Genomic DNA, 19,849 nt, shown 5'->3' with positions numbered 1-19,849 from the left:
TATGGAAAAGCAAAATATTTTAAATACTTTGTATGTCCTTCAAAAAGTTGAAATAGATGAAAACAATGATGTTCTATTTTATTTTGGAGATATACCTAGTTGGACAAAAAATGAATATATGCAGGAAATAGGCGGCCCTGTAGACTTTTATGAAGTATTCAAAATAAATCTCAATTTGGATCATGCAGATAAAGTTAGTTTATATTGGAAAGTTACTAGATATGTTGGTGAAAAATTTCTCATAGCTATTGATAAAAACAAAATGAATATTTGGAATGGAAATAAGGATGAAGATATAGAACAATGGAATTTTTTTGATGATTTAGATGATGAGATTTTAATTTTGAACTATTCAAAGTATAATGTTCCAAAAAATGTTCAAGATTGGAAAAATGATTACATGAAATTAGAAAAAAGATATTATTCATTATTAAATGAAAAATCTAAAATCAATAAAGGTGCTAATTAACATATTATGAAATACTTTACTCTAATTATTGCTTTTCTACTTTTCTCCTGCGGAAAAAAACAAGATGTTTTACTTCCAAAATCAAACATAACAATTGTAAAAGATGTACAAGATCTATCACCAATTTATATCTTTTTTGAAACCGAAGGACAGGATACAATTGCAGATGTAAACCGTAAAAGTGCGATAATTTCAACTAATTGGATTTTTAATATTGACAAACGTCTGCCTTTGAAATTGGTAATTCCGGAAGTAATGAAATTACAGGAAAAAAAGAGAGTCGACAGTGCCCATAAAAACGAAAATGCCGAAAATTATTATTCTTATGCAGATTCTGTTGGGAAGAATTTAGCTTTTGTACCTTTTACGAAAGTATATTATAAAATGGAAAAACCAAGTAGAGAAAATCTTGTTGTTTATTTTAGAAAAGGAAAAAAACAGGTTTTCATGGCAAATAAGGAAATAAAAATTTCAGAAATATTACAACGTTTCTACACTATAAAATTTGAAAGAGTGCCAGATTTGGTATTTTTCTTCGATAAGAATATGAGTTATGAAGAATACATCCAATATAAAATTCTGCTGCAAAAACATGTAACTTACAATCTTGATAGGCTTCCAGTAGAATTCATTAACTAAAATTTGAAACAAAGAAAACCTGAAACAAAAGAAACAAAAACGCTATTGATGATGATAAGGTTCATTCCTTAAAATCGTAAATCCCCGATACAATTGCTCGATAAAAAATAAGCGAACCATTTGATGCGAAAACGTCATCAGCGAAAGCGAAACTTTTCCCTGTGCTTTGCTGTAAACCGTATCAGAGAATCCGTATGGGCCGCCAATTACAAATACAAGAGTTTTGATTCCAGAATTCATTTTCTTTTGTAATTCTTCAGAAAACCCAACACTGGAGAAGTTTTTTCCATTTTCATCCAATAAAATTAATTGATCGGTTGGTGAAAGTTTTGACAGAATTAATTCGCCTTCTTTTTCCTTTTGCTGACTTTCAGATAAGTTTTTTACATTTTTGATATCGGGAATAATCTCCAAATCAAATTTGATATAAAAAGACAAACGTTTGGTATAATCGTCAATCAAAGTTTGAAGCGATTTATTATCAGTTTTGCCAATGGCGATAAGTTTGATATTCATTGGTAAAGTTTTTTGCCACTAATTACACTAATTGGCACGAATTTTATTTTTATTTTTTTGCCACAGATTAAAAGGATTAAAAAGATTTTTTAAATTAATTCAGTGTAAATCCGTTGAATCTGTAAAATCTGCGGGCTTTATTTTTTATTCTCAAAAACCGTTTCAAAATGCTCTACAATAGGAAACGGTTCGTAATAATGATGCAAAATCTTTTTCCATTCCAGATAAGCTTCAGAAGTTCTAAAACCTATTGTATGATCTTCAAGTGTATTCCAATCGACTAATAAAAGATATTTATTTTCAACTTCAAGACATTTCTCTAAACGATGCCCTAAATAACCTTCAATTGACGAAATATATTGGCTTGCTTTTGCAAAATCAGCTTCAAATTGAGATGCTAATTCAGGTTTAACAAAAAGAAATGCGGCTTCAAGAATCATATTTATAAATATTTTTTTTCACGCAGATTTTGCAGATTTAAACAAATTTTATTTTTGATATTTTAGCTAAAAAAAATCTGCGTTGATCAGCTTAAATCTGTTTAAAATCTGCGTGCAATTTCGCAAAGATGAGACAGTTTTAGTTTTTAGAAAATTTTGCCTCAAAAATCTTAAATCTATTATCAAGATCTTTGGTCAATTGTTTTTTAACCGATTCGTCTTGGATAAAACTATAATTAATACTGTTGTAAACGTATTTCTTTATTGTTTCATAATTAACGTCAGGATATCTTTTAGCTAATAAAACATATTGTTCTGTCATATTGCTTCTTAAAATTCCTGCATCGTCGGTACTGATTACAATTGGCACATTAAATTCTTTATAAAGTGTAAACGGATGTCTGTTTTCTTTTACTTTCAAAATGAATTCATTACTCACTAAATTGATCTCAATTGGAATATTGTTTTTAGACATATATTTCAATAAATCGTATGAGTTTGCTTCGTAAGCGATATCAACTCCGTGACCAATTCTATTTGCGCCGGCGATATGAATAGCGTCGTTAATATGCCAAGTTAAATCTTCCGGCTGGACTAAACCTAAAGTCAATTCTCCGGCGTGAAGCGTATATTTTACATCTGGAAATTTAGAGTGGCAGTATTTAAACATTTCCATGTGTAACCAATAATCCTTCATCGAATTTTCTCCATGCTCTGGAGAAACGATGTTTACACCCGCAGTAAGTTTACTTTCACTTGAAGAAATAAAAGCGATAATTAGATTTTTAAATAAATCTACAGGTTCCATAAAACGCAGTACAAAGTTTTGATAACGCATTGTAAAACGTTCATCGTCCATTTTTAAATCTTTGTGAAGTTTTGCTATGAAATTATTGTTGAAATCATCAGCATATTTTTTTGCCTCTTTTTTCTGAATCGATTTATACAATTCATCTAAAAGTTTTGTAACCGCTTTTTCATCTTTTTGATTGGCTGCCTGACGCAGTTTTGTATTGAAATCATTTAAATCTGAAACATTCATATCGCACGGAATAGTTGATAATTGTGTCTCGATATAACTTACATTTTCGGCAATGGCGCGTTTTTTTAATTCTAACATTCCTTCTGCAAAATGGCCTTTTATGGTAGGCTCGAATTTTTGAAAAGAATCAAAAAACTGATCGTCAGAAGGAACAGAACCGTTATAATCTTTAACTGACCAGGTTTGCATTACTTGCTGTTGGTAATAATCTAATTTGCCATCATTTTTTAGAGAAGAAAAAGTCTGCCAGTTTCCTTTTTCAGGTTTGGTTTTCGAAACTGCCATAGTTTCTAAATTCAAATAAAAATCTTCTGCAATGGCTCTTTCTAAAAGCGGTTCTGCATAAACTGATCCTGAAAAATGGTGGTGTAAATCGCCTCCTTTTGGCATTTGTTGAAAAAAAGCTGTTAAGAGAGCTTCATTATTTCTGATTTTTTCTAAATAACTTTCAGCTGTTTGAGAAAAGCCGATTTGTGCTATAAAAATACAGAAAAGCGTAATTATCCTTGTCATACTCTAAGTTTAAATTACATGCAAATGTAAGAGTTTTAGAGGAGATTAAAAAATTGATTTTTGTGTGGTGGGTTTTTAACGCAAAGAGCGCTGAGAATTTTCGCAAAGTTCGCAAAGTTTTTTTGTAGAGGTTGTATAAGATTTTTGAAGTTCACTAAGCTGTTGTGTGAAGAATTTTTAAAAAGAGTTCCGAAGGAACGGTAAATATTGTAGGGATGGATTTTAATCCATCAAGGCAAGCAAAATAATCATTATGCGTGTTGTTTTTTTAACGCAAAGAACGCAAGGTTTTATTCCAGACATAGCTTAATACAAACGCAAAAGTTCGCAAAGCTTTGCCTAAAAACTTTGCGAACTTTGCGTATTCTTTGTGTGCTTTGCGGTTAAAAAAAATCTTAGAATCTTAGCAACTCAGAACCTTAGTATCTCTTTTAAGAAAGCACATCACGTATTTCCTCAACCTTATTAAAAACACTTTTTGCAAAAGGACAAAGCGGAATAATTTTTACATCGTTAACTCTGGCATATTCTACAGCGGCCATTACCAATTTTTTACCGACACCTTTTCCGTTAAAATCTGGACTTACTTCAGTATGGTCGATAATGAATTTTGAATCTCCCGCCCAGGTATATGTCATTTTTCCGGCTTCTTTCCCGTCTTCTACAGCTTCAAAATATCCTTTTTTTGTATCGTTAATTTGTTGAATTTCCATGATTATATTAATGTGGTTTTAATTTCTATTGAATGTGTAAGTGTTTTGTGGATAGGGCAGCTATTAGCAATCGTTTCTAAACGTTGTCTTTGAGTTTCGTCAACTTCGCCAATAACTTCGATTTTTCTAGTAAATACGGATACACTTCGTTCAGAATCTCTTTCAAAATCAATTTTGACATTAATTTCTGAAACGTCCCATTCTTTACGGTTGATGTACATTCGCAAAGTAATTACAGTACAAGAAGCCAATGATGCGGCCAGAAGTTCCGTTGGATTTAATCCTAAATTTTTTCCGCCCAATTCCTGTGGTTCATCAGAAATTAAAACATTGTTGCTTGCTGATGTAATTTCCGTTCGATACAAACGAGTATCTATTTTTGCTGAGATTGTGTCCATATTTATTTGATTCTTGGTTCTGGTAATGGAACAAATTCAGTTTCGCCCGGAACTTTAGGGAAAGTCTGTTCTGTCCAGTCTTTTTTTGCTTTTTCGATGAGGTTTTTGTCCGAAGAAACGAAATTCCAAAAGATAAAATGTTCTTCAGGAAACGGCTGTCCGCCAAAGATATAAACCGTAGAATTTTCGGCAATTTCAAACTCGCAAAGTGTGCTGTCGGTTGTAATTAATATTTGTTTCGGATCGTAAACGTGTTCACCACTTTTAATACTTCCTTCTAAAATATACAAACCGCTTTCGCCGAATAAATCTTTACCAATATTGATTTTTGTAGCCTCAGTACTTTTGATTTCTATAAAATAAAGCGGACTATAAACAGGAACTGGAGATTTTTTACCAAAAGCTTCACCGGCAATTAATTTATATGAAACGCCGTCTTCTTCCCAAGCCGGAATATCATCAGCTTCAACATGCGCAAAATTCGGATCCATTTGCTCCAATTCTTTAGGAAGCGCAACCCAAATCTGCAATCCGTGTAGCATTTTATCGGAATGTCTTAAATATTCAGGAGTTCTTTCGGAGTGCACAATTCCTTTTCCGGCTGTCATCCAGTTTACGGCACCTGGTTTTATTTCTAATTCTGTTCCTAAACTATCGCGGTGCATAATGCTTCCTTCAAATAAAAAAGTAAGCGTTGAAAGTCCGATATGCGGATGCGGGGGAACATCCATATTTTCATGATCACTTAAATGTGCAGGTCCCATATGATCGATAAATACAAATGGTCCAACTGCTCTTTTTTCACGGAAAGGCAATAAACGGCCCACCATAAAGTTGCCAATATTGGCAGCACGTTCTTCGATAATTAAACTGATATTTGACATGGTATTTTTATTTGATTTGAAAACAAAATTAGATTAACTGTGCTTGTTTGTAACTTAATTTAGATTAAGAAACTTGTTTTTTAGATTTATAAAAGTAACGAAAATCGTTGATTATGTTTTGATTTAAAAGATAAGATTCGTAAAATGAATATTTATGTATTTTGTAATCAGGGTTTTGAAAAAAAGCTTTATTTGATTACTTTGATTTCTGTATATAAAAATATTTTTGCAGGTTTTGGATCTCCTTTTGTTGTAAAGTCTTTAGGAATTCCTGGTTCTTTTTTAAAATATCCTTTTATTTTTAATTTTAAAGGTAAAGTTTTTCCATCCCAAATATGATCAGCATCTAATAATTTGCTATTTACTCTCTCAAGATAAATGTTTGATGTATTGTTTTTATTCTCGATTTTCCATTGAGCACAAGGACAGCTTATCGCAGAATAGGAAACGATTAATACCTCTTCATTTTTAGTTTGAAAACTGAAAATAAAAAAGGAAAGAAGTAAGCAAAATAAAAAACTCAGCTTAAATATTAATTTTCTGGTATACCACATGAATATTTTTTTATATAAGTTATTTAACCAATTCAAACTCTAAAACCTCACTCTCAGTTCCATTTATAATAATCGACAACTGATGCGCTCCTGTATGAAAAACTCTCGTTGTAATCAGTTTAAAAGATTGATTTCTTTCAATTTTAGTTAATTGATTAGGTTGGTAAATTTTCTCACTGATTTTAAAGACTTTTTTCGCTAAATGTCCTTTTGCTTTTTTATAATGAACGGCATATTCTAAACGAATTGTTTTAGGCTCTTCGTTTTTATTATTCAAATGAAATTGAAACTGAAGATAATCCCCAATTTTTACAATTGGCGTTTTAATTTCAAATGAAGAAAGCTCAATATTAGTGCTTTCTAAACCATAATGACCTAAAATTTCCGGATGACCTTGTTTCAATAAAGTTCTGCAGCCATGTTTAATAATTCCGTCTGTTTCTTTGCTGTGTCCTTTCCATTTTGAAGCAATTTCAAGTACAATTTGCGGATTATCTTTTGCAATATCATTTAAATTATTAGCAACGCTTCTGCGGACATATTCTGAAGGATCGTTTTTTAGATTCTCTAAAATTGGAAGAATAGAAGAAGGATCTTTTTTAAGGAACGGAATTGCCATTGCCCACGGTAATCTCGGGCGTGAACCTTCACTGGCTAATCTTCGAACGTGATGATTTTCGTGCAAAGACCATTTTGTCATCTCTTCAATCATTTCTTCTTTATATTTTAAGATAAAAGGACGAACAGCAAATTCACAGCTTATAAATTGGGTTATAGAAACAAAGGCTTTCGCCGAAGTTTTAAAATCGTCTAAACCGTACATTTCGATATAATCGGCAAAGAAAATAAAAGCCAGATTGCTTTCTGCAAAGTTGTTTTTTCTTAGGTTTTTGATGATCTTATCAATTAGGGAAACAGCTTCAGGAAAATTTTGAGGCATAAATTGATGAAACACAACTGTGGTATGTTTCATTCTCTCTTTCCATTCTTTTTGAGCAAAATCACCTTCGTAAATTGCTTTTATAAATTTTTGTTTGTTGAATGTTGAATGCACTTCGGCGACAGCCTGACTGAATTTTTCGTAAAAAGAAACCGAATAAATATCTTTAATTAATCCCATAAATTTTGCTTGATTGAACCTCAAAGATATTTAATGTTTTTGAATTGTTGAGGGAGATTTTGCTTGAAAACACATAGACTTTAAATATTCCTGATAAAGATTTATGCCACAGATTAAAAGATTAGCACAGATTTTTTGAAATCATTTTAATCTTAATAATCTGTGGCTCATAAAAAATAGTTAATAAGAAACTTTTAGCAGAAAGGAAACTTTTAAATCCATAAAATAAGTCCTAATTTAGCATATTATTAAAATTATAAAAATGATAAGCGAAGCTCAATTTCAAGCAGAATTGCAACTTTTGATAAGTAATGCCATTAGAGAAGATGTTGGTCCGGGTGATTACAGTTCACTTGCCTGTATTCCGGATACTGCACATGGACAGGCAAAATTATTGGTAAAAGATCAGGGAATAATTGCCGGTGTTGAAGCTGCCAAAATGATATTTGAACATGTTGATCCAAAACTAAAAGTAAAAACTTTTATAGAAGATGGAACACATGTAGAATATGGTGAAGTTGTTTTTGAAGTTTCAGGAAGCTCACAGTCTATTTTAAAGGCCGAAAGAGTGGTTTTAAATACCATGCAGCGTATGTCTGCAATTGCGACAAAAACCAAACATTTAATGAAACTTTTAGAAGGAACAAACGCTAAAATATTAGATACACGCAAAACGACGCCAAATTTTAGAGTTGCTGAAAAATGGGCTGTAAAAATAGGCGGAGGTGAAAATCACCGTTTCGCCCTTTATGATATGGTTATGCTAAAAGACAATCATATTGATTTTGCCGGCGGAATAACACGTGCTATTTCAAAAACTAAAGAGTATTTAAAAGAGAATAACCTGGATTTGAAAATCATTGTTGAAGCCCGTAATTTGGATGAAATTAGAGAAATTTTGCTGAGCGACGGCGTTCACAGAATCCTGATTGATAACTTTAATTATGAAGATACAAAAACGGCAGTAAATTTGATTGGTACAAAATGCCAGACAGAATCTTCGGGAAATATTAGCGAAAAAACAGTTCGCGAATATGCTTTATGTGGTGTAAATTATATTTCTTCAGGCGCTTTAACGCATTCTGTTTACAATATGGATTTGAGCTTAAAAGCTTTTTAATGAAGTTATGAATTTTGAGTTATAAGTTATGAGTTTGTTTTTGAAAACTATTGATCATGAATAAATCTAAAATCTAAACTCAACAATCTAAAATCAAAAATATATGTCGAAAGAAATAGAAGAGCGCATTGAAAAATTGCCCGTAATACGCAATGTGGCCCGACTTTTTAAAAGAATAAAACTCCCTTGGTTAGAGGGATTTTCTTTGTATGATTTACTCGAAATGTACACTTTAGGAATTCTTGAAGGTGCTTTTTCGTATCATGCAAGCGCGGTTTCTTTTAGTTTTTTTATGGCTTTGTTTCCTTTTGCCTTATTTATTTTAAACTTAATTCCGTTTATTCCTATAGATAATTTTCAAAATGATTTTCTGCAGTTTGTGCAGCAAGGTGTTCCTCCAAATACCTATGATGCGATTAGTAAAATCATCAGTGATATCTTAAATAATAGTCATTCAGGCTTATTGTCTTCGGGATTTTTGCTTTCTATCTTTTTGATGGCTAATGGTATTAACGGAATTTTAAGCGGTTTTGAATCCTCTAAACACGTATTTGATAAACGTGGATTTTTTAGTCAGTATCTGGTAGCATTGGCAATTTCACTTTTAATGACCATAATACTGTTTGTAACTGTGGCTACAATTGTTGTTTTTGAGGTTTTTATTCAAAAAACAATCATTCAGGATGTATTGAGTGATCGCATTCCGCTGATTATTTTAGGACGATATTTATTCGTTGTTCTGATGATTTTGATAACATCTTCAATATTATTACGTTATGGTACAAAACAGTACAACAAAGTGCCTTTTATAAGCATCGGATCTGTTTTTACAACGATACTAATTGTTATATCTTCGTTCTTTTTTGGGATTTGGGTTATAAAATTTTCAAAATACAACGAACTTTATGGTTCTATTGGAACATTATTAATTCTAATGTTTTATATTTGGATAAACTGTATGATTCTGCTTTTAGGGTTCGAATTGAACGCTTCTATCAGAAAATTAAAACAAAAAAAAAAATAAATAATATGAAAAATTGGATGTTAACGATTGGTGTGTTTTTCTTTGCGATGAGTATTCAGGCTCAAAGTGTTATAGGAAAATGGAAGACCATAGATGATGAAACGGGAGAAGCTAAATCTGTAGTTGAGATTTACGAAAAATCAGGAAAAATATACGGGAAGATTACAGAAATACTTCGCGAAAATCATAAAAAAGATGTTTGTGTAAAGTGTGAAGGTGCCGAAAAAAACAAACCAATTTTAGGAATGACCATTATAAACGGTCTTAAAAAAGACGGTTCAGAATATAACGGAGGAACAATTTTAGACCCAACAAGCGGTAAAAAATACAAATGTTATATCTCATTAGATTCTGCAGATAAATTAAAACTTCGCGGATATGTAGGAATTTCTATTATGGGAAGAACACAATACTGGACACGCGTAAAAAACTAATTCAAAATTAAATGCGAAAATTAGCTTCAATAGTTTTATTCTTGGTCATAAGCTTAAATAGTTTTGGACAAAAGAAAAATTCGCCATTACCAATAAGTCATCTTACAGGTGATTTTTATGTTTATAAAACATTTCATGATTACAATGGAACGTTGATTTCTGCGAATGCCATGTATCTGATTACAGATAAAGGTGTTGTGTTGTTTGATGCGCCTTGGGACGAAACTCAGTTTCAGCCTTTATTAGATAGTATAAAAGCTAAACATAATAAAGAGGTGATAATGCTTTTTGCGACACATTCTCACGATGATCGTGCGGGAGGATTTGAATTTTATAGAAAAAAAGGAATCAAAACATATTCGATTAAGTTAACGGATGATATTCTTAAAAAAGAAAACAAACCGAGGGCAGAATTTATAATTCCAAATGATAAAATTTTTACAGTCGGGCAGCATACTTTTGAGGTTTATTACCCGGGAAAAGGCCATGCATCTGATAATATTGTAGTTTGGTTTGATAAAGAAAAAGTGCTTTACGGAGCTTGCTTTATAAAAAGTGCCGATGCTAAAGATCTTGGTTATTTAGCAGATTCTGACGTAAAAGAATGGAAAAAATCGATTGGAAAAGTGAAGGCGAAATTTAAGAATCCAAAATATATTATTCCGGGTCATGAAGACTGGACTAATACAGAATCTTTAAATCATACTTTGAAATTGGTTGACGAGTATTTAGCTCAAAAATCTTCAGGAAAAAAGTAACTTTGCACTCATATATATAGTACATGTTTTTTATCGAAGTTATTTTACCGCTTTCGTCGGTTAAACCTCTTACTTATCGTGTTTCTGAGGCCGAATTCCATTTTATAAAAAAAGGAATGCGGGTGGCGGTGCCTATTAAAAATAAAATCTATACAGGACTTGTTTTAGATATTCATGAAAATGCTCCGAATTTATATGAAGCCAAAGAGATTCATGAAATTTTAGATGAAAAACCAATTGCAACCGAAACGCAGATTAAACATTGGCTTTGGGTTGCCAATTATTATATGTGCGGTATTGGCGATGTGTATCGCGGAGCGTTCCCAACCGGATTATTATTAGAAAGTGAAACAATTGTTTCGCAGAAACCAGAAGCTGTTGTCAATGATTCAGAACTTTCTGATGATGAATTTTTGGTTTACGAAGCGCTGCAACATCAAAGTTCGCTTAAAGTTCAGGAAATTGCTTCCATTTTAAATAGAAAAAATATTCTGCCTATTCTTCAAAAATTAATAGCAAAAGATATTATTGTTTTAGAAGAAGAAATAAAAGAAAGCTACAAACCAAAACTGGTTCGATATGTGAAATTACATTCACAATACGAAACAGATCAAGGTTTGATGAATTTGCTGGATATTTTGAGAAGTGATAAGCAAAAAGAAATTGTTTTAGCATATTTTCAAATAAGTGCTTCAGAAAAAAAGCCCATAACAGTCAATAAACTGGTTGAGGTTTCAGGCTCAACTTCGGCTGTTGTAAAAACTTTGATTAAGAATGAAATCTTCGAAGAATATTATTTACAGCAAGATCGTATTTTATTTAACGGAGAAAAAACAGATAAGGAATTACAATTAAGCGAAGCACAGCAAAATGCTTTTACCGCAATAAAAGAGAGTTTTTCTGAAAAAGAAGTCTGCTTGCTTCACGGCGTAACTTCAAGCGGAAAAACAGAAATCTACATTAAATTAATCGAAGAATATCTGCAGACTGGAAGACAGGTTTTATATCTGCTTCCTGAAATTGCGCTTACCACACAATTAGTTTCACGTTTACGGCTTCATTTTGGAGATAAAGTAGCTGTTTTTCATTCCAAATACAGTAATAATGAAAGAGTTGAGGTTTGGAAACAAACACTCGAAAATTCAGAAAAAGCACAAATTGTAATAGGAGCGAGGTCGGCATTGTTTTTACCTTTCAATGATTTAGGTTTATTGATCGTTGATGAAGAACATGAGCAGACTTTTAAACAGACAGATCCTGCGCCGAGATATCACGCCAGAGATGCTGCAATTGTTCTGGCTAATTTTCATAATGCCAAAGTGCTTTTAGGTTCGGCAACGCCAAGTATTGAAACCTATTTTAATACGCAGAGCGAAAAATACGGTCTAGTTACGCTTACAGAACGTTATAAAAATGTTCGAATGCCAGAAGTTGTTTTGGTTGATTTAAAAGACAAGCATTTCAGAAAACGAATGACGGGGCATTTTAGCGACGTTTTAATAGAAGAAATTGCTGAAGCTTTATCTTTAGGTGAACAAGTGATTTTGTTTCAAAACAGACGGGGATATTCTCCTATAATAGAATGTATCACCTGCGGACACGTACCGCATTGTCAGCAATGCGATGTGAGTTTGACTTTTCATAAATTTAAAAACCAATTGCGCTGTCATTATTGTGGATATTCGATTGCAAAACCAACGCATTGTCACAGCTGCTCCAGCATTGATTTAACGACTAAAGGTTTTGGAACAGAACAAATAGAGCAGGAGTTGTTATCGCTTTTTCCAAAAGCTAAAACGGCTAGAATGGATCAGGATACGACTCGTGGTAAATTCGGCTTTGAAAAGATTATCGATACCTTTAAAAATAGGGAAATCGATATTTTGGTTGGAACACAAATGCTCGCAAAAGGTTTAGATTTTGATAATGTTAGTTTAGTCGGAATCATGAATGCCGATAATATGCTGCATCATCCTGATTTCAGGGCTTTTGAGCGCAGTTTTCAAATGATGACACAAGTTGCGGGAAGAGCAGGAAGATCAGAAAAACAAGGTAAAGTTGTGATTCAGACTTATAATCCAGATCATAATACAATTCAGCAGGTTACAAACCATAATTATATAGGTATGTATAAGGAGCAATTGTATGACAGACAGATTTATAAATATCCGCCGTATTTCAGGATTATTAAACTAACAATAAAACATCGAGAATTTGAGAAATTGAAAGAAGGTTCGATGTGGCTGTATCAGGTTTTAAGCCAAAACCTGAATATGCCGGTTTTGGGCCCGGAAGAACCGGCTATCAGCAGAATCCGAAATGAATATATAAGGACTATATTAATTAAGATTCCGCAGAACCTGCATTTAGGAAATACAAAAAAAACTATTCAGAAAATGTTGAATAGTTTTGAAGCAGTTGCTCAGTACAGAGCTATAAAAGTTGTTGTCAATGTCGATTTCTATTAATTAGATGTCGACAATGCTTTTACTAAATCTTCTTTTTTGTTTCGACTAAGCGGAATTTTCGTAATTCCGATTTCTGCAAATTTACTATTAAAGCGTTCAACCTTATCAATATTAATGATATACGATTTGTGTACACGAATGAATTTGTCTTTTGATAAATCATTTTCAAAAGATTTCATTGTTGAAAGCACCAGATTACTGTCGTCTTCGGTAACCACTCTTACGTAATCTCCAAAAGCCTCAATCCATTTGATTTTAGCCGTAAATATTTTAAGTTTTTTAAGGTTGCTTTTTATAAAAATATGTTCGCCTTCTTCTTCTTTGACTTCTTTTTTAAGCAAATGCATATCAATTGCTCTTTTTACAGAAGCATTAAAACGGTCTACAGCGATTGGTTTTTGCAGATAATCAGTGGCATCATAATCAAAAGCTTTTAGTGCATATTCAGCTTTAGAAGTGATAAATATAATTTGTGGTTTAGATTTTAAACCATCAAGAAAATCAAAGCCATTAATGACAGGCATTTCTATATCAAGAAAAATTAAGTCGATATTATTTAATGAGATACAACTTTTTGCTTCTATTGCATTAGAAAAATCCCCGATTAAGTGCAAACCTGGGTGATTATTAACTAATTTTGCAATAATTGTCCTTTGTATAGAACTATCATCCACAACAACACAGTTTAGTTTCATAACATTTAAATTTAGAATAAATTCAGGATAGCAGTAGTAAATGTATAGTTTTTTTGGAAAAAAAACTAAAATAGACGTATAATTTTTGCATTATGACGAATAATAGAAAAAATGTGTTGTATATTTAAAAATAATGGTTACTTTTGCACCCAATTTTAACAAATAAATTTTTTATTTATGAATCATTATGAAACTGTTTTCATTTTAAATCCCGTTTTATCTGAGGTTCAGGTGAAGGAAACAGTAACGAAATTTGAAGAATTTCTTACTAGCAGAGGAGCTGAAATGGTATCAAAAGAGGATTGGGGTCTTAAAAAAATGGCTTACGAAATCCAAAACAAAAAAAGTGGTTTTTATCACTTATTTGAGTTCAAAGTATCAGGAGAAGTTCTAATTGCTTTTGAAACTGAATTTAGACGTGACGAAAGAGTTATGCGTTTCTTAACTGTAAGTTTAGACAAGCATGCTATTTCATGGGCGGAGAGAAGAAGAGCAAAATTAAAATCTACTAAAGCTTAATCATTATGTCTACAATAGAGCAATCTGCAAAAGGAAAAAAAGACGGAGATATCAGATATTTAACGCCTTTAAACATTGAAACTAACAAAACTAAAAAGTATTGCCGTTTCAAAAAATCAGGAATCAAATACATCGATTATAAAGATGCTGATTTCTTATTGAAATTCGTAAATGAGCAAGGAAAAATTCTTCCTCGTCGTTTAACTGGAACTTCATTAAAATACCAAAGAAAAGTTTCTGTAGCTGTAAAAAGAGCTCGTCACTTAGCTTTAATGCCATACGTGGCCGATTTATTAAAATAATTAAAAACTCTAGTCGCTGGTTTCTGTTCAATCAGAACCTAACTTCTAAAATATAAGGACAACAACATGGAACTTATTTTAAAACAAGACGTACAAAACTTAGGATTTAAAGATGATGTAGTATCTGTAAAGCCTGGTTACGGTCGTAACTTTTTAATTCCTCAAGGTTTTGCTGCATTAGCAACTCCTTCTGCTAAAAAAGTTTTAGCTGAAAATCTAAAACAAAGAGCACATAAAGAAGCTAAAGTTGTTGCTGATGCTAAAGCATTAGCTGAAACTTTAAAAGCTCTTGAAATTAAACTTACTGCAAAAGCTGGTGGAGAGAAACTTTTTGGTTCTATCACAAACATCGACATTGCTGAAGCTTTAGAGAAATCAGGTAACGCTATTGACAGAAAATTCATCACTAGTGGTATTGTAAAACGTACAGGAAAATATACAGCTAGCATCCGTTTACACAGAGATGTTATTGTTGAATTACCATACGAGATTATCGCTGAAAAATAACATTTTGTTAACTTCTTGTTAATAAAATATAAAAACCACTCTTAGGAGTGGTTTTTTTTTACCTAATTTTAAGGGAATTAACTCACTCAAAACCAGGAAAATGAAAAAACTATTTGCATTTATGTTATGTGTGTTGGGACTCGCCTTAGCCACAGGACAGACTACAACGTCGAGTATAAAAGGTATTGTAAAGAGTTCAGGTAATGAACTATTACCGGGAGCTGGTATCTTAGCAGTTCATACTCCAACTGGAACTAAATATTCTGCCGTTTCCAATGAAGATGGAAGGTTTAATATTTTAAATATGAGAATTGGCGGACCTTACAAGATTTTAGTAACGTTTGTTGGGTATCAAAGTCAGGAATATAATGACATATATCTGGATTTAGGAAAACCATTTAATATTGATGTACTTCTCGCTGACGAAAGTCAGACTCTTGAAGAAGTTAAAGTAACCTCAAAAGATAAAGTTTTTAAAAGCGGAAAAACCGGTGCAGAAACAACAATTGGAAGGAGAGAGCTAACAGCTCTGCCAACTATTTCAAGATCGGCAGAAGATTTTACCCGTTTGGAACCAACAGCGAGCGGCGGATCTTTTGGCGGTAGAAATGATCAATATAACAATTACTCTTTAAACGGAGCAGTTTTTAATAATCCTTTCGGACTTGATGCTGCAACTCCCGGAGGACAAACGGGTGCTCAGCCCATTTCATTAGATGCAATTGAGCAGATTCAGGTTGCTACAGCTCCTTATGATGTAACATTGTCTGGTTTTACAGGAGCTTCTGTAAATGCGGTTACCAAATCAGGAACGAATGAAATTCACGGAACTGCTTATGCTTTTTACAGAAATCAGGATTTAACAGGAAGTAAAATTAAAGGAGAGAAAATATTTGTGCCTTCATTAGAGCAGACTCAGGCCGGATTTAGTTTGGGTGCTCCAATTATTAAAGATAAATTATTCATTTTTGGGAATTTTGAAATTGATAAACGAAGTGATTTAGGATCTAATTTTGTGGCTAATAATAATGACGGTGTAACTGGAATTAATGAATCAAGAGTTTTAGAATCTGATTTAATCGCAGTTTCTGATGCTTTGGCAAAATTAGGTTATAATACTGGAGCGTATCAGGGATTTAAGCATGAATCAAATTCAAGTAAAGGAATTATAAAAGTAGATTGGAATATTAATGATAATCATAAATTAGCGGTTATTTATAATTTCCTTGATGCCTCAAAAGATAAACCAGCTCACCCAACAGCTTTAGGTTTTAGAGGGCCAAATGCTTCTATATTACAGTTTCAAAATTCAGGATATCAAATCAATAATAAATTGAGTTCCTTTTTGGTGGAGCTGAATTCTAAATTTAGTGAATCGGTATCAAACAAATTACAGGTGGGTTACACTCATTTTAATGATTATAGAGATCCATTTTCTGTTCCAGCGCCTGTTATTACAATTCAGGATGGGGCAGGATCAAATTATATTATTGCGGGACATGAGCCATTTTCAATAAATAATACCTTAGATCAAAAAGTAATTCAAATTACTGATAATCTAACTTATACTATTGGTAAACACGCTTTTACTTTTGGAACTTCTTTTGAGAAATTTGCTTTTAAAAATTCCTTCAATTTAGCAGGTTATGATAAATTTCGTGATCCTGATACGGATCCGGTTCCGTATTATGGTACTTTTAGACCTTATGCAAGTGTAGCGGATTTTTTAGCGGATGCAAGTTTGCCATTAGCATCTAGTTCTTTAGTTCAAAATTTGCAATATGCTCAAGATACGCATGATGCAAGAAGTCAATTTGCTGTAGGCAGCGACGGCGGCTGGAAATTGGCGGAACTTAATGTAGGGCAATGGGCTTTATATGCTCAGGATGATATTAGTGTAAGTGATGATTTTAAATTGGCTGTAGGTTTAAGAATTGATAAACCTTTGTATTTTAATACTGCAGATTTAATACAAAAATATATTGATACTGATAATGGCGGGGCAGGTAGAAATAATGATATTGATTATTATGATCCTCAAACGGGAGAAGCGGTTAAATTGATTTCGACAGATTTACCTAGTGACAGGATTTTGTGGTCGCCTCGTATAGGTTTTAACTGGGATGTAAAAGGGAATGCGACTTCGCAGCTTAGAGGAGGATCTGGAATTTTTACAGGAAGAATTCCGTTTGTTTGGTTAGGAAATCAGGTGAGTGGTGCAGATGATGGCTTTTTGCAAATTATGGATCCGGATTATAAATGGCCGCAAGTGTGGAGAACAAGTTTGGGTTACGATCATAGATTTGAAAGTAATTATATTGTAACGCTTGATTTATCGCTTAATAAAGATATTAATGCGGTGCATGTGCAAAACTGGGGATTAAAACCTCCAACGGGAGTATTGGCTGGCGTGGATAACAGACCAATTTATGTGGCAGCAGATCATGGCGCGAATAATGCGTATGTAATGACAAATTCTGATAAAGGAAGTGCTTTTAATGCTTCGGTCAAAGTGCAGAAAACTTTTGTAAATGGATTGTATGCAAGTGTTGCTTATAATTATATGAAATCAAAAGACGTTAACTCTATTGAGGCAGAAATTACCGGAGATGCTTTTTCTTTTAATCCGGCTTTAGGAAATGTAAATAATGATGTGCTTTCGAATTCTAAATATGGCGATAATCATCGTTTTATTGGTGTAGCTTCAAAAAAATGGAAATACGGAAAGGATAAATGGGCAACTACAGTTTCTGCGTTTTTTGAATATGCTCAGGGCGGACGTTTTAATTATACTTATGGAGGAGATATTAATGGAGACGGTTCTATTGTAAATGATTTGATTTATATTCCAACAACTGCAGAGATTGCTCAAATGACTTTTAGCGGCCCAGGTCAGGGTGAAGCTTTTGATAAGTTTATTTCGCAGGATAAATATATGAAAGACAGAAGAGGGCAGTATGCAGAGCGTTATGGTGCTATATCGCCTTGGAGAGGACGTTGTGATATTAAGTTATTGCAGGATTATAATTTTAAATATTCATCAGCATCTGAAAAGACAAATACTATTCAGTTTAGTATTGATATTTTAAATTTCGGAAATTTATTAAATTCTGATTGGGGAGTTGTTCAGGTACCAACTAGTGTTCAGCCTATTGGGGTAACTGTTGTTGGAAATACACCAACTTATACCTTTAATAATACACAGACTAAAACATTCAGTTATGATGCCAGTTTAACCTCAAGATGGCAGGCTCAATTTGGTGTTAGATACATTTTTTAGTAATGATAAAAAAGTTATAAATTTGCCCTCGCATTTGCGAGGGCTTTTTTTATTATTAAAAGTTCTTTTTAAAGCGTTTAAACAATAAAAAAATAATGAAGTACGCAAGATTAACAAAAGAGCAGTTTGATGAATTGCATGCAGAATTTGCCAGTTTTTTAGCAACTCAGGCAATTGATAAAGCAGAGTGGGATTCTCTTAAAATAAATAAACCAGAAGTTGCAGAACAGGAACTGGATGTTTTTTCAGATTTGATTTGGGAAGGTGTTTTGGGCAGAGCAGAATTTTTAGAGCATTTTTCGAAGAATCATATCTTTTTATTTCAATGTTTTGATACTTATGTACAATCTATAGTTTTGAAGTCATTACTTCCGGAAACTGATTTTTTAAGTAAAGAAGGTTTGCAGTGGCTTAGTGATAATATGTTTACTGAAAATATCGAAATGAAAGTTGGAAAAAAGGTCTTCACTGAGGATAGAAATTCTTCTATTTTTGAATTGATCAAACAGGGTGCTTTTTTAAGTGATGGACAATTATTTACTCAAATTAATACAATTTTAGAATCTTAGGTTGTAATAAGTTCATTTTCAAAATATTATAAAAGGATAGGCGATTGTGTTAATTGTTTATCCTTTTTTTAATTTTTTAACTATTGTTTAAACTTTTGTGTTTTTTGATACCCGTATTTTTACGCGGTTTTGTAATAATAATTAAAATTTTAAGATTTTATTTTATTTCAGTAAGATTTAGATTATAATATGCTTAAAATTGTTAAATATCAATCGATTGCGTGATTTATATTGTAACCATAAACTTACAAATATTAAATTTAACAGAAAAACGTAAATATTTTTAAGCCTTGAAAAATGGGACGTTTCTGTATTAAAAAAGCCGTATTTTCTTATATTAAGGAAGATTGGCTGTTTTTTAATTTTCACTTCACATCAAAAAAATAAGAATTTTATACTTGTTTTATTGTTTTGTTTTTTCTAATTTTAGAATACAAAAGTTAAACAAAATGTTTTTGAGGTTTTCTTCAATAAAATCAAAAGAAATTTATCTGTTGAACTTTTAAGATCAAAAAAATATAGTATGTAATAATTATAATCGAATAGACTTTGTAATAATAACTTTTAACCGCCCTGCTTATGGAACTGACATTTACTTTCTTTATTATTGAGTTTGCATTAGGTCTTCCTATCATTTTAGCTTTACATTTTATTATTCTGAAGAAAAACAAACTTCTTCATTCTTTTGATTACCCTTCTTTTATTGCAGACTTTTTTCAAAAGTTTTTAATATTCAATTCTAAATATTTAAAGTGTTGTCTACATTGTGTAGACGATCATGTTGTCCATTAAATTTTATTTTAGTGGACAAATCTTTAATGTCTAATTAATTCAATTTAGGTTTTGATTTTAGATAAATCAAAATCATAGAAAGAGTAATCAACT

21 protein-coding genes are annotated in these 19,849 nt (G+C 32.2%); 12 read left to right on the top strand and 9 right to left on the bottom strand.

What is annotated here, in order from left to right:
• Position 1 precedes the first annotated feature (1 nt).
• Positions 2–469, top strand: coding sequence for a hypothetical protein (locus tag B3C18_RS07505; RefSeq protein ID WP_291144765.1), 468 nt, complete (start codon positions 2–4; stop codon positions 467–469).
• Between the two features lie 6 nt (positions 470–475).
• The gene (locus B3C18_RS07500) at positions 476–1,108 is read left to right on the top strand and encodes a hypothetical protein (protein WP_291144762.1); all 633 of its coding nucleotides are present in this window, start codon (positions 476–478) and stop codon (positions 1,106–1,108) included.
• A gap of 42 nt (positions 1,109–1,150) precedes the next feature.
• Here B3C18_RS07500 and rlmH read toward each other — a convergent pair whose 3' ends face one another.
• The 8 genes from rlmH to B3C18_RS07460 all read right to left on the bottom strand — a co-directional run bounded on the left by rlmH (position 1,151) and on the right by B3C18_RS07460 (position 7,288).
• Entirely contained in the window at positions 1,151–1,624 is a 474-nt protein-coding gene (gene rlmH / locus B3C18_RS07495; protein WP_053473473.1) for a 23S rRNA (pseudouridine(1915)-N(3))-methyltransferase RlmH, read from the bottom strand.
• A gap of 137 nt (positions 1,625–1,761) precedes the next feature.
• On the bottom strand, positions 1,762–2,064 hold the full coding sequence (locus B3C18_RS07490) for an antibiotic biosynthesis monooxygenase family protein (RefSeq protein WP_291144759.1): 303 nt from the start codon (positions 2,062–2,064) through the stop codon (positions 1,762–1,764).
• A 139-nt stretch (positions 2,065–2,203) separates the two neighbouring features.
• Positions 2,204–3,619: an adenosine deaminase gene (locus B3C18_RS07485; protein ID WP_291144756.1), complete on the bottom strand. Its 1,416-nt coding sequence runs from the start codon at positions 3,617–3,619 to the stop codon at positions 2,204–2,206.
• A gap of 431 nt (positions 3,620–4,050) precedes the next feature.
• On the bottom strand, positions 4,051–4,332 hold the full coding sequence (locus B3C18_RS07480; protein ID WP_291144753.1) for a GNAT family N-acetyltransferase: 282 nt from the start codon (positions 4,330–4,332) through the stop codon (positions 4,051–4,053).
• A gap of 2 nt (positions 4,333–4,334) precedes the next feature.
• Positions 4,335–4,730 (bottom strand): OsmC family protein, encoded by a 396-nt coding sequence (locus B3C18_RS07475; RefSeq protein ID WP_291144751.1) that lies wholly within the window; start codon positions 4,728–4,730, stop codon positions 4,335–4,337.
• A 2-nt stretch (positions 4,731–4,732) separates the two neighbouring features.
• A complete protein-coding gene (locus B3C18_RS07470) occupies positions 4,733–5,614 on the bottom strand; it encodes a pirin family protein (RefSeq protein ID WP_291144748.1) in 882 nt (293 codons plus the stop codon).
• A gap of 188 nt (positions 5,615–5,802) precedes the next feature.
• On the bottom strand, positions 5,803–6,168 hold the full coding sequence (locus tag B3C18_RS07465; RefSeq protein ID WP_291144746.1) for a hypothetical protein: 366 nt from the start codon (positions 6,166–6,168) through the stop codon (positions 5,803–5,805).
• A 19-nt stretch (positions 6,169–6,187) separates the two neighbouring features.
• Positions 6,188–7,288, bottom strand: coding sequence for a DNA alkylation repair protein (locus B3C18_RS07460; RefSeq protein ID WP_291144743.1), 1,101 nt, complete (start codon positions 7,286–7,288; stop codon positions 6,188–6,190).
• 262 nt (positions 7,289–7,550) lie between these two features.
• Between B3C18_RS07460 and nadC the strand changes: the two genes are divergently transcribed.
• The 5 genes from nadC (at position 7,551) to priA (ending at position 13,092) form a co-directional block, all read left to right on the top strand.
• A complete protein-coding gene (nadC, locus tag B3C18_RS07455; RefSeq protein WP_291144741.1) occupies positions 7,551–8,408 on the top strand; it encodes a carboxylating nicotinate-nucleotide diphosphorylase in 858 nt (285 codons plus the stop codon).
• Positions 8,409–8,511: 103 nt separating this feature from the next.
• Positions 8,512–9,432: a YihY/virulence factor BrkB family protein gene (locus B3C18_RS07450; protein WP_291144738.1), complete on the top strand. Its 921-nt coding sequence runs from the start codon at positions 8,512–8,514 to the stop codon at positions 9,430–9,432.
• Between the two features lie 5 nt (positions 9,433–9,437).
• A complete protein-coding gene (locus B3C18_RS07445) occupies positions 9,438–9,866 on the top strand; it encodes a DUF2147 domain-containing protein (RefSeq protein ID WP_291144735.1) in 429 nt (142 codons plus the stop codon).
• A gap of 11 nt (positions 9,867–9,877) precedes the next feature.
• A complete protein-coding gene (gene bla-B1-FLAV, locus B3C18_RS07440; RefSeq protein ID WP_291144732.1) occupies positions 9,878–10,624 on the top strand; it encodes a subclass B1 metallo-beta-lactamase in 747 nt (248 codons plus the stop codon).
• 23 nt (positions 10,625–10,647) lie between these two features.
• On the top strand, positions 10,648–13,092 hold the full coding sequence (gene priA / locus B3C18_RS07435) for a replication restart helicase PriA (RefSeq protein WP_291144729.1): 2,445 nt from the start codon (positions 10,648–10,650) through the stop codon (positions 13,090–13,092).
• On the opposite strand, the gene B3C18_RS07430 is transcribed toward priA, so the two are convergent.
• The gene (locus B3C18_RS07430; protein WP_053473460.1) at positions 13,089–13,787 is read right to left on the bottom strand and encodes a LytR/AlgR family response regulator transcription factor; all 699 of its coding nucleotides are present in this window, start codon (positions 13,785–13,787) and stop codon (positions 13,089–13,091) included. The genes priA and B3C18_RS07430 overlap by 4 nt on opposite strands.
• A 177-nt stretch (positions 13,788–13,964) precedes the next feature.
• Between B3C18_RS07430 and rpsF the strand changes: the two genes are divergently transcribed.
• The 5 genes from rpsF (at position 13,965) to B3C18_RS07405 (ending at position 18,964) form a co-directional block, all read left to right on the top strand.
• Positions 13,965–14,306 (top strand): 30S ribosomal protein S6, encoded by a 342-nt coding sequence (gene rpsF, locus B3C18_RS07425; protein WP_041518692.1) that lies wholly within the window; start codon positions 13,965–13,967, stop codon positions 14,304–14,306.
• 5 nt (positions 14,307–14,311) lie between these two features.
• Positions 14,312–14,608 carry a 30S ribosomal protein S18 gene (gene rpsR / locus B3C18_RS07420; RefSeq protein WP_002987043.1) on the top strand — a complete coding sequence of 99 codons (297 nt, stop codon included), beginning with the start codon at positions 14,312–14,314 and terminating at the stop codon, positions 14,606–14,608.
• Between the two features lie 66 nt (positions 14,609–14,674).
• Complete coding sequence (rplI, locus tag B3C18_RS07415; RefSeq protein ID WP_053473459.1) at positions 14,675–15,115, top strand: 50S ribosomal protein L9; 441 nt, start codon at positions 14,675–14,677, stop codon at positions 15,113–15,115.
• 100 nt (positions 15,116–15,215) lie between these two features.
• A complete protein-coding gene (locus tag B3C18_RS07410; protein WP_291144699.1) occupies positions 15,216–18,395 on the top strand; it encodes a TonB-dependent receptor in 3,180 nt (1,059 codons plus the stop codon).
• A gap of 95 nt (positions 18,396–18,490) precedes the next feature.
• Entirely contained in the window at positions 18,491–18,964 is a 474-nt protein-coding gene (locus tag B3C18_RS07405; protein WP_291144697.1) for a DUF6495 family protein, read from the top strand.
• Positions 18,965–19,849: the final 885 nt, after the last annotated feature.

It is taken from the genome of Flavobacterium sp. UBA7680, from assembly GCF_002482975.1.
Lineage (GTDB): Bacteria > Bacteroidota > Bacteroidia > Flavobacteriales > Flavobacteriaceae > Flavobacterium.
Note: the sequence above shows the minus strand (reverse complement) of the source record. Positions and strands in the feature narration are given on the sequence as shown.

Excerpts from the sequence above, each read along its gene's own strand:
- B3C18_RS07470 (WP_291144748.1), bottom strand. The coding sequence starts at position 5,614 with ATGTCAAATATCAGTTTAATTATCGAAGAACGTGCTGCCAATATTGGC.
- B3C18_RS07480 (WP_291144753.1), bottom strand. The coding sequence starts at position 4,332 with ATGGAAATTCAACAAATTAACGATACAAAAAAAGGATATTTTGAAGCT.
- B3C18_RS07490 (WP_291144759.1), bottom strand. The coding sequence starts at position 2,064 with ATGATTCTTGAAGCCGCATTTCTTTTTGTTAAACCTGAATTAGCATCT.
- rpsF (WP_041518692.1), top strand. The coding sequence starts at position 13,965 with ATGAATCATTATGAAACTGTTTTCATTTTAAATCCCGTTTTATCTGAG.
- B3C18_RS07475 (WP_291144751.1), bottom strand. The coding sequence starts at position 4,730 with ATGGACACAATCTCAGCAAAAATAGATACTCGTTTGTATCGAACGGAA.
- B3C18_RS07410 (WP_291144699.1), top strand. The coding sequence starts at position 15,216 with ATGAAAAAACTATTTGCATTTATGTTATGTGTGTTGGGACTCGCCTTA.
- B3C18_RS07500 (WP_291144762.1), top strand. The coding sequence starts at position 476 with ATGAAATACTTTACTCTAATTATTGCTTTTCTACTTTTCTCCTGCGGA.
- B3C18_RS07405 (WP_291144697.1), top strand. The coding sequence starts at position 18,491 with ATGAAGTACGCAAGATTAACAAAAGAGCAGTTTGATGAATTGCATGCA.
- B3C18_RS07505 (WP_291144765.1), top strand. The coding sequence starts at position 2 with ATGGAAAAGCAAAATATTTTAAATACTTTGTATGTCCTTCAAAAAGTT.
- B3C18_RS07445 (WP_291144735.1), top strand. The coding sequence starts at position 9,438 with ATGAAAAATTGGATGTTAACGATTGGTGTGTTTTTCTTTGCGATGAGT.
- rplI (WP_053473459.1), top strand. The coding sequence starts at position 14,675 with ATGGAACTTATTTTAAAACAAGACGTACAAAACTTAGGATTTAAAGAT.
- rlmH (WP_053473473.1), bottom strand. The coding sequence starts at position 1,624 with ATGAATATCAAACTTATCGCCATTGGCAAAACTGATAATAAATCGCTT.
- B3C18_RS07450 (WP_291144738.1), top strand. The coding sequence starts at position 8,512 with ATGTCGAAAGAAATAGAAGAGCGCATTGAAAAATTGCCCGTAATACGC.
- priA (WP_291144729.1), top strand. The coding sequence starts at position 10,648 with ATGTTTTTTATCGAAGTTATTTTACCGCTTTCGTCGGTTAAACCTCTT.
- B3C18_RS07460 (WP_291144743.1), bottom strand. The coding sequence starts at position 7,288 with ATGGGATTAATTAAAGATATTTATTCGGTTTCTTTTTACGAAAAATTC.
- rpsR (WP_002987043.1), top strand. The coding sequence starts at position 14,312 with ATGTCTACAATAGAGCAATCTGCAAAAGGAAAAAAAGACGGAGATATC.
- B3C18_RS07430 (WP_053473460.1), bottom strand. The coding sequence starts at position 13,787 with ATGAAACTAAACTGTGTTGTTGTGGATGATAGTTCTATACAAAGGACA.
- nadC (WP_291144741.1), top strand. The coding sequence starts at position 7,551 with ATGATAAGCGAAGCTCAATTTCAAGCAGAATTGCAACTTTTGATAAGT.
- B3C18_RS07465 (WP_291144746.1), bottom strand. The coding sequence starts at position 6,168 with ATGTGGTATACCAGAAAATTAATATTTAAGCTGAGTTTTTTATTTTGC.
- B3C18_RS07485 (WP_291144756.1), bottom strand. The coding sequence starts at position 3,619 with ATGACAAGGATAATTACGCTTTTCTGTATTTTTATAGCACAAATCGGC.
- bla-B1-FLAV (WP_291144732.1), top strand. The coding sequence starts at position 9,878 with ATGCGAAAATTAGCTTCAATAGTTTTATTCTTGGTCATAAGCTTAAAT.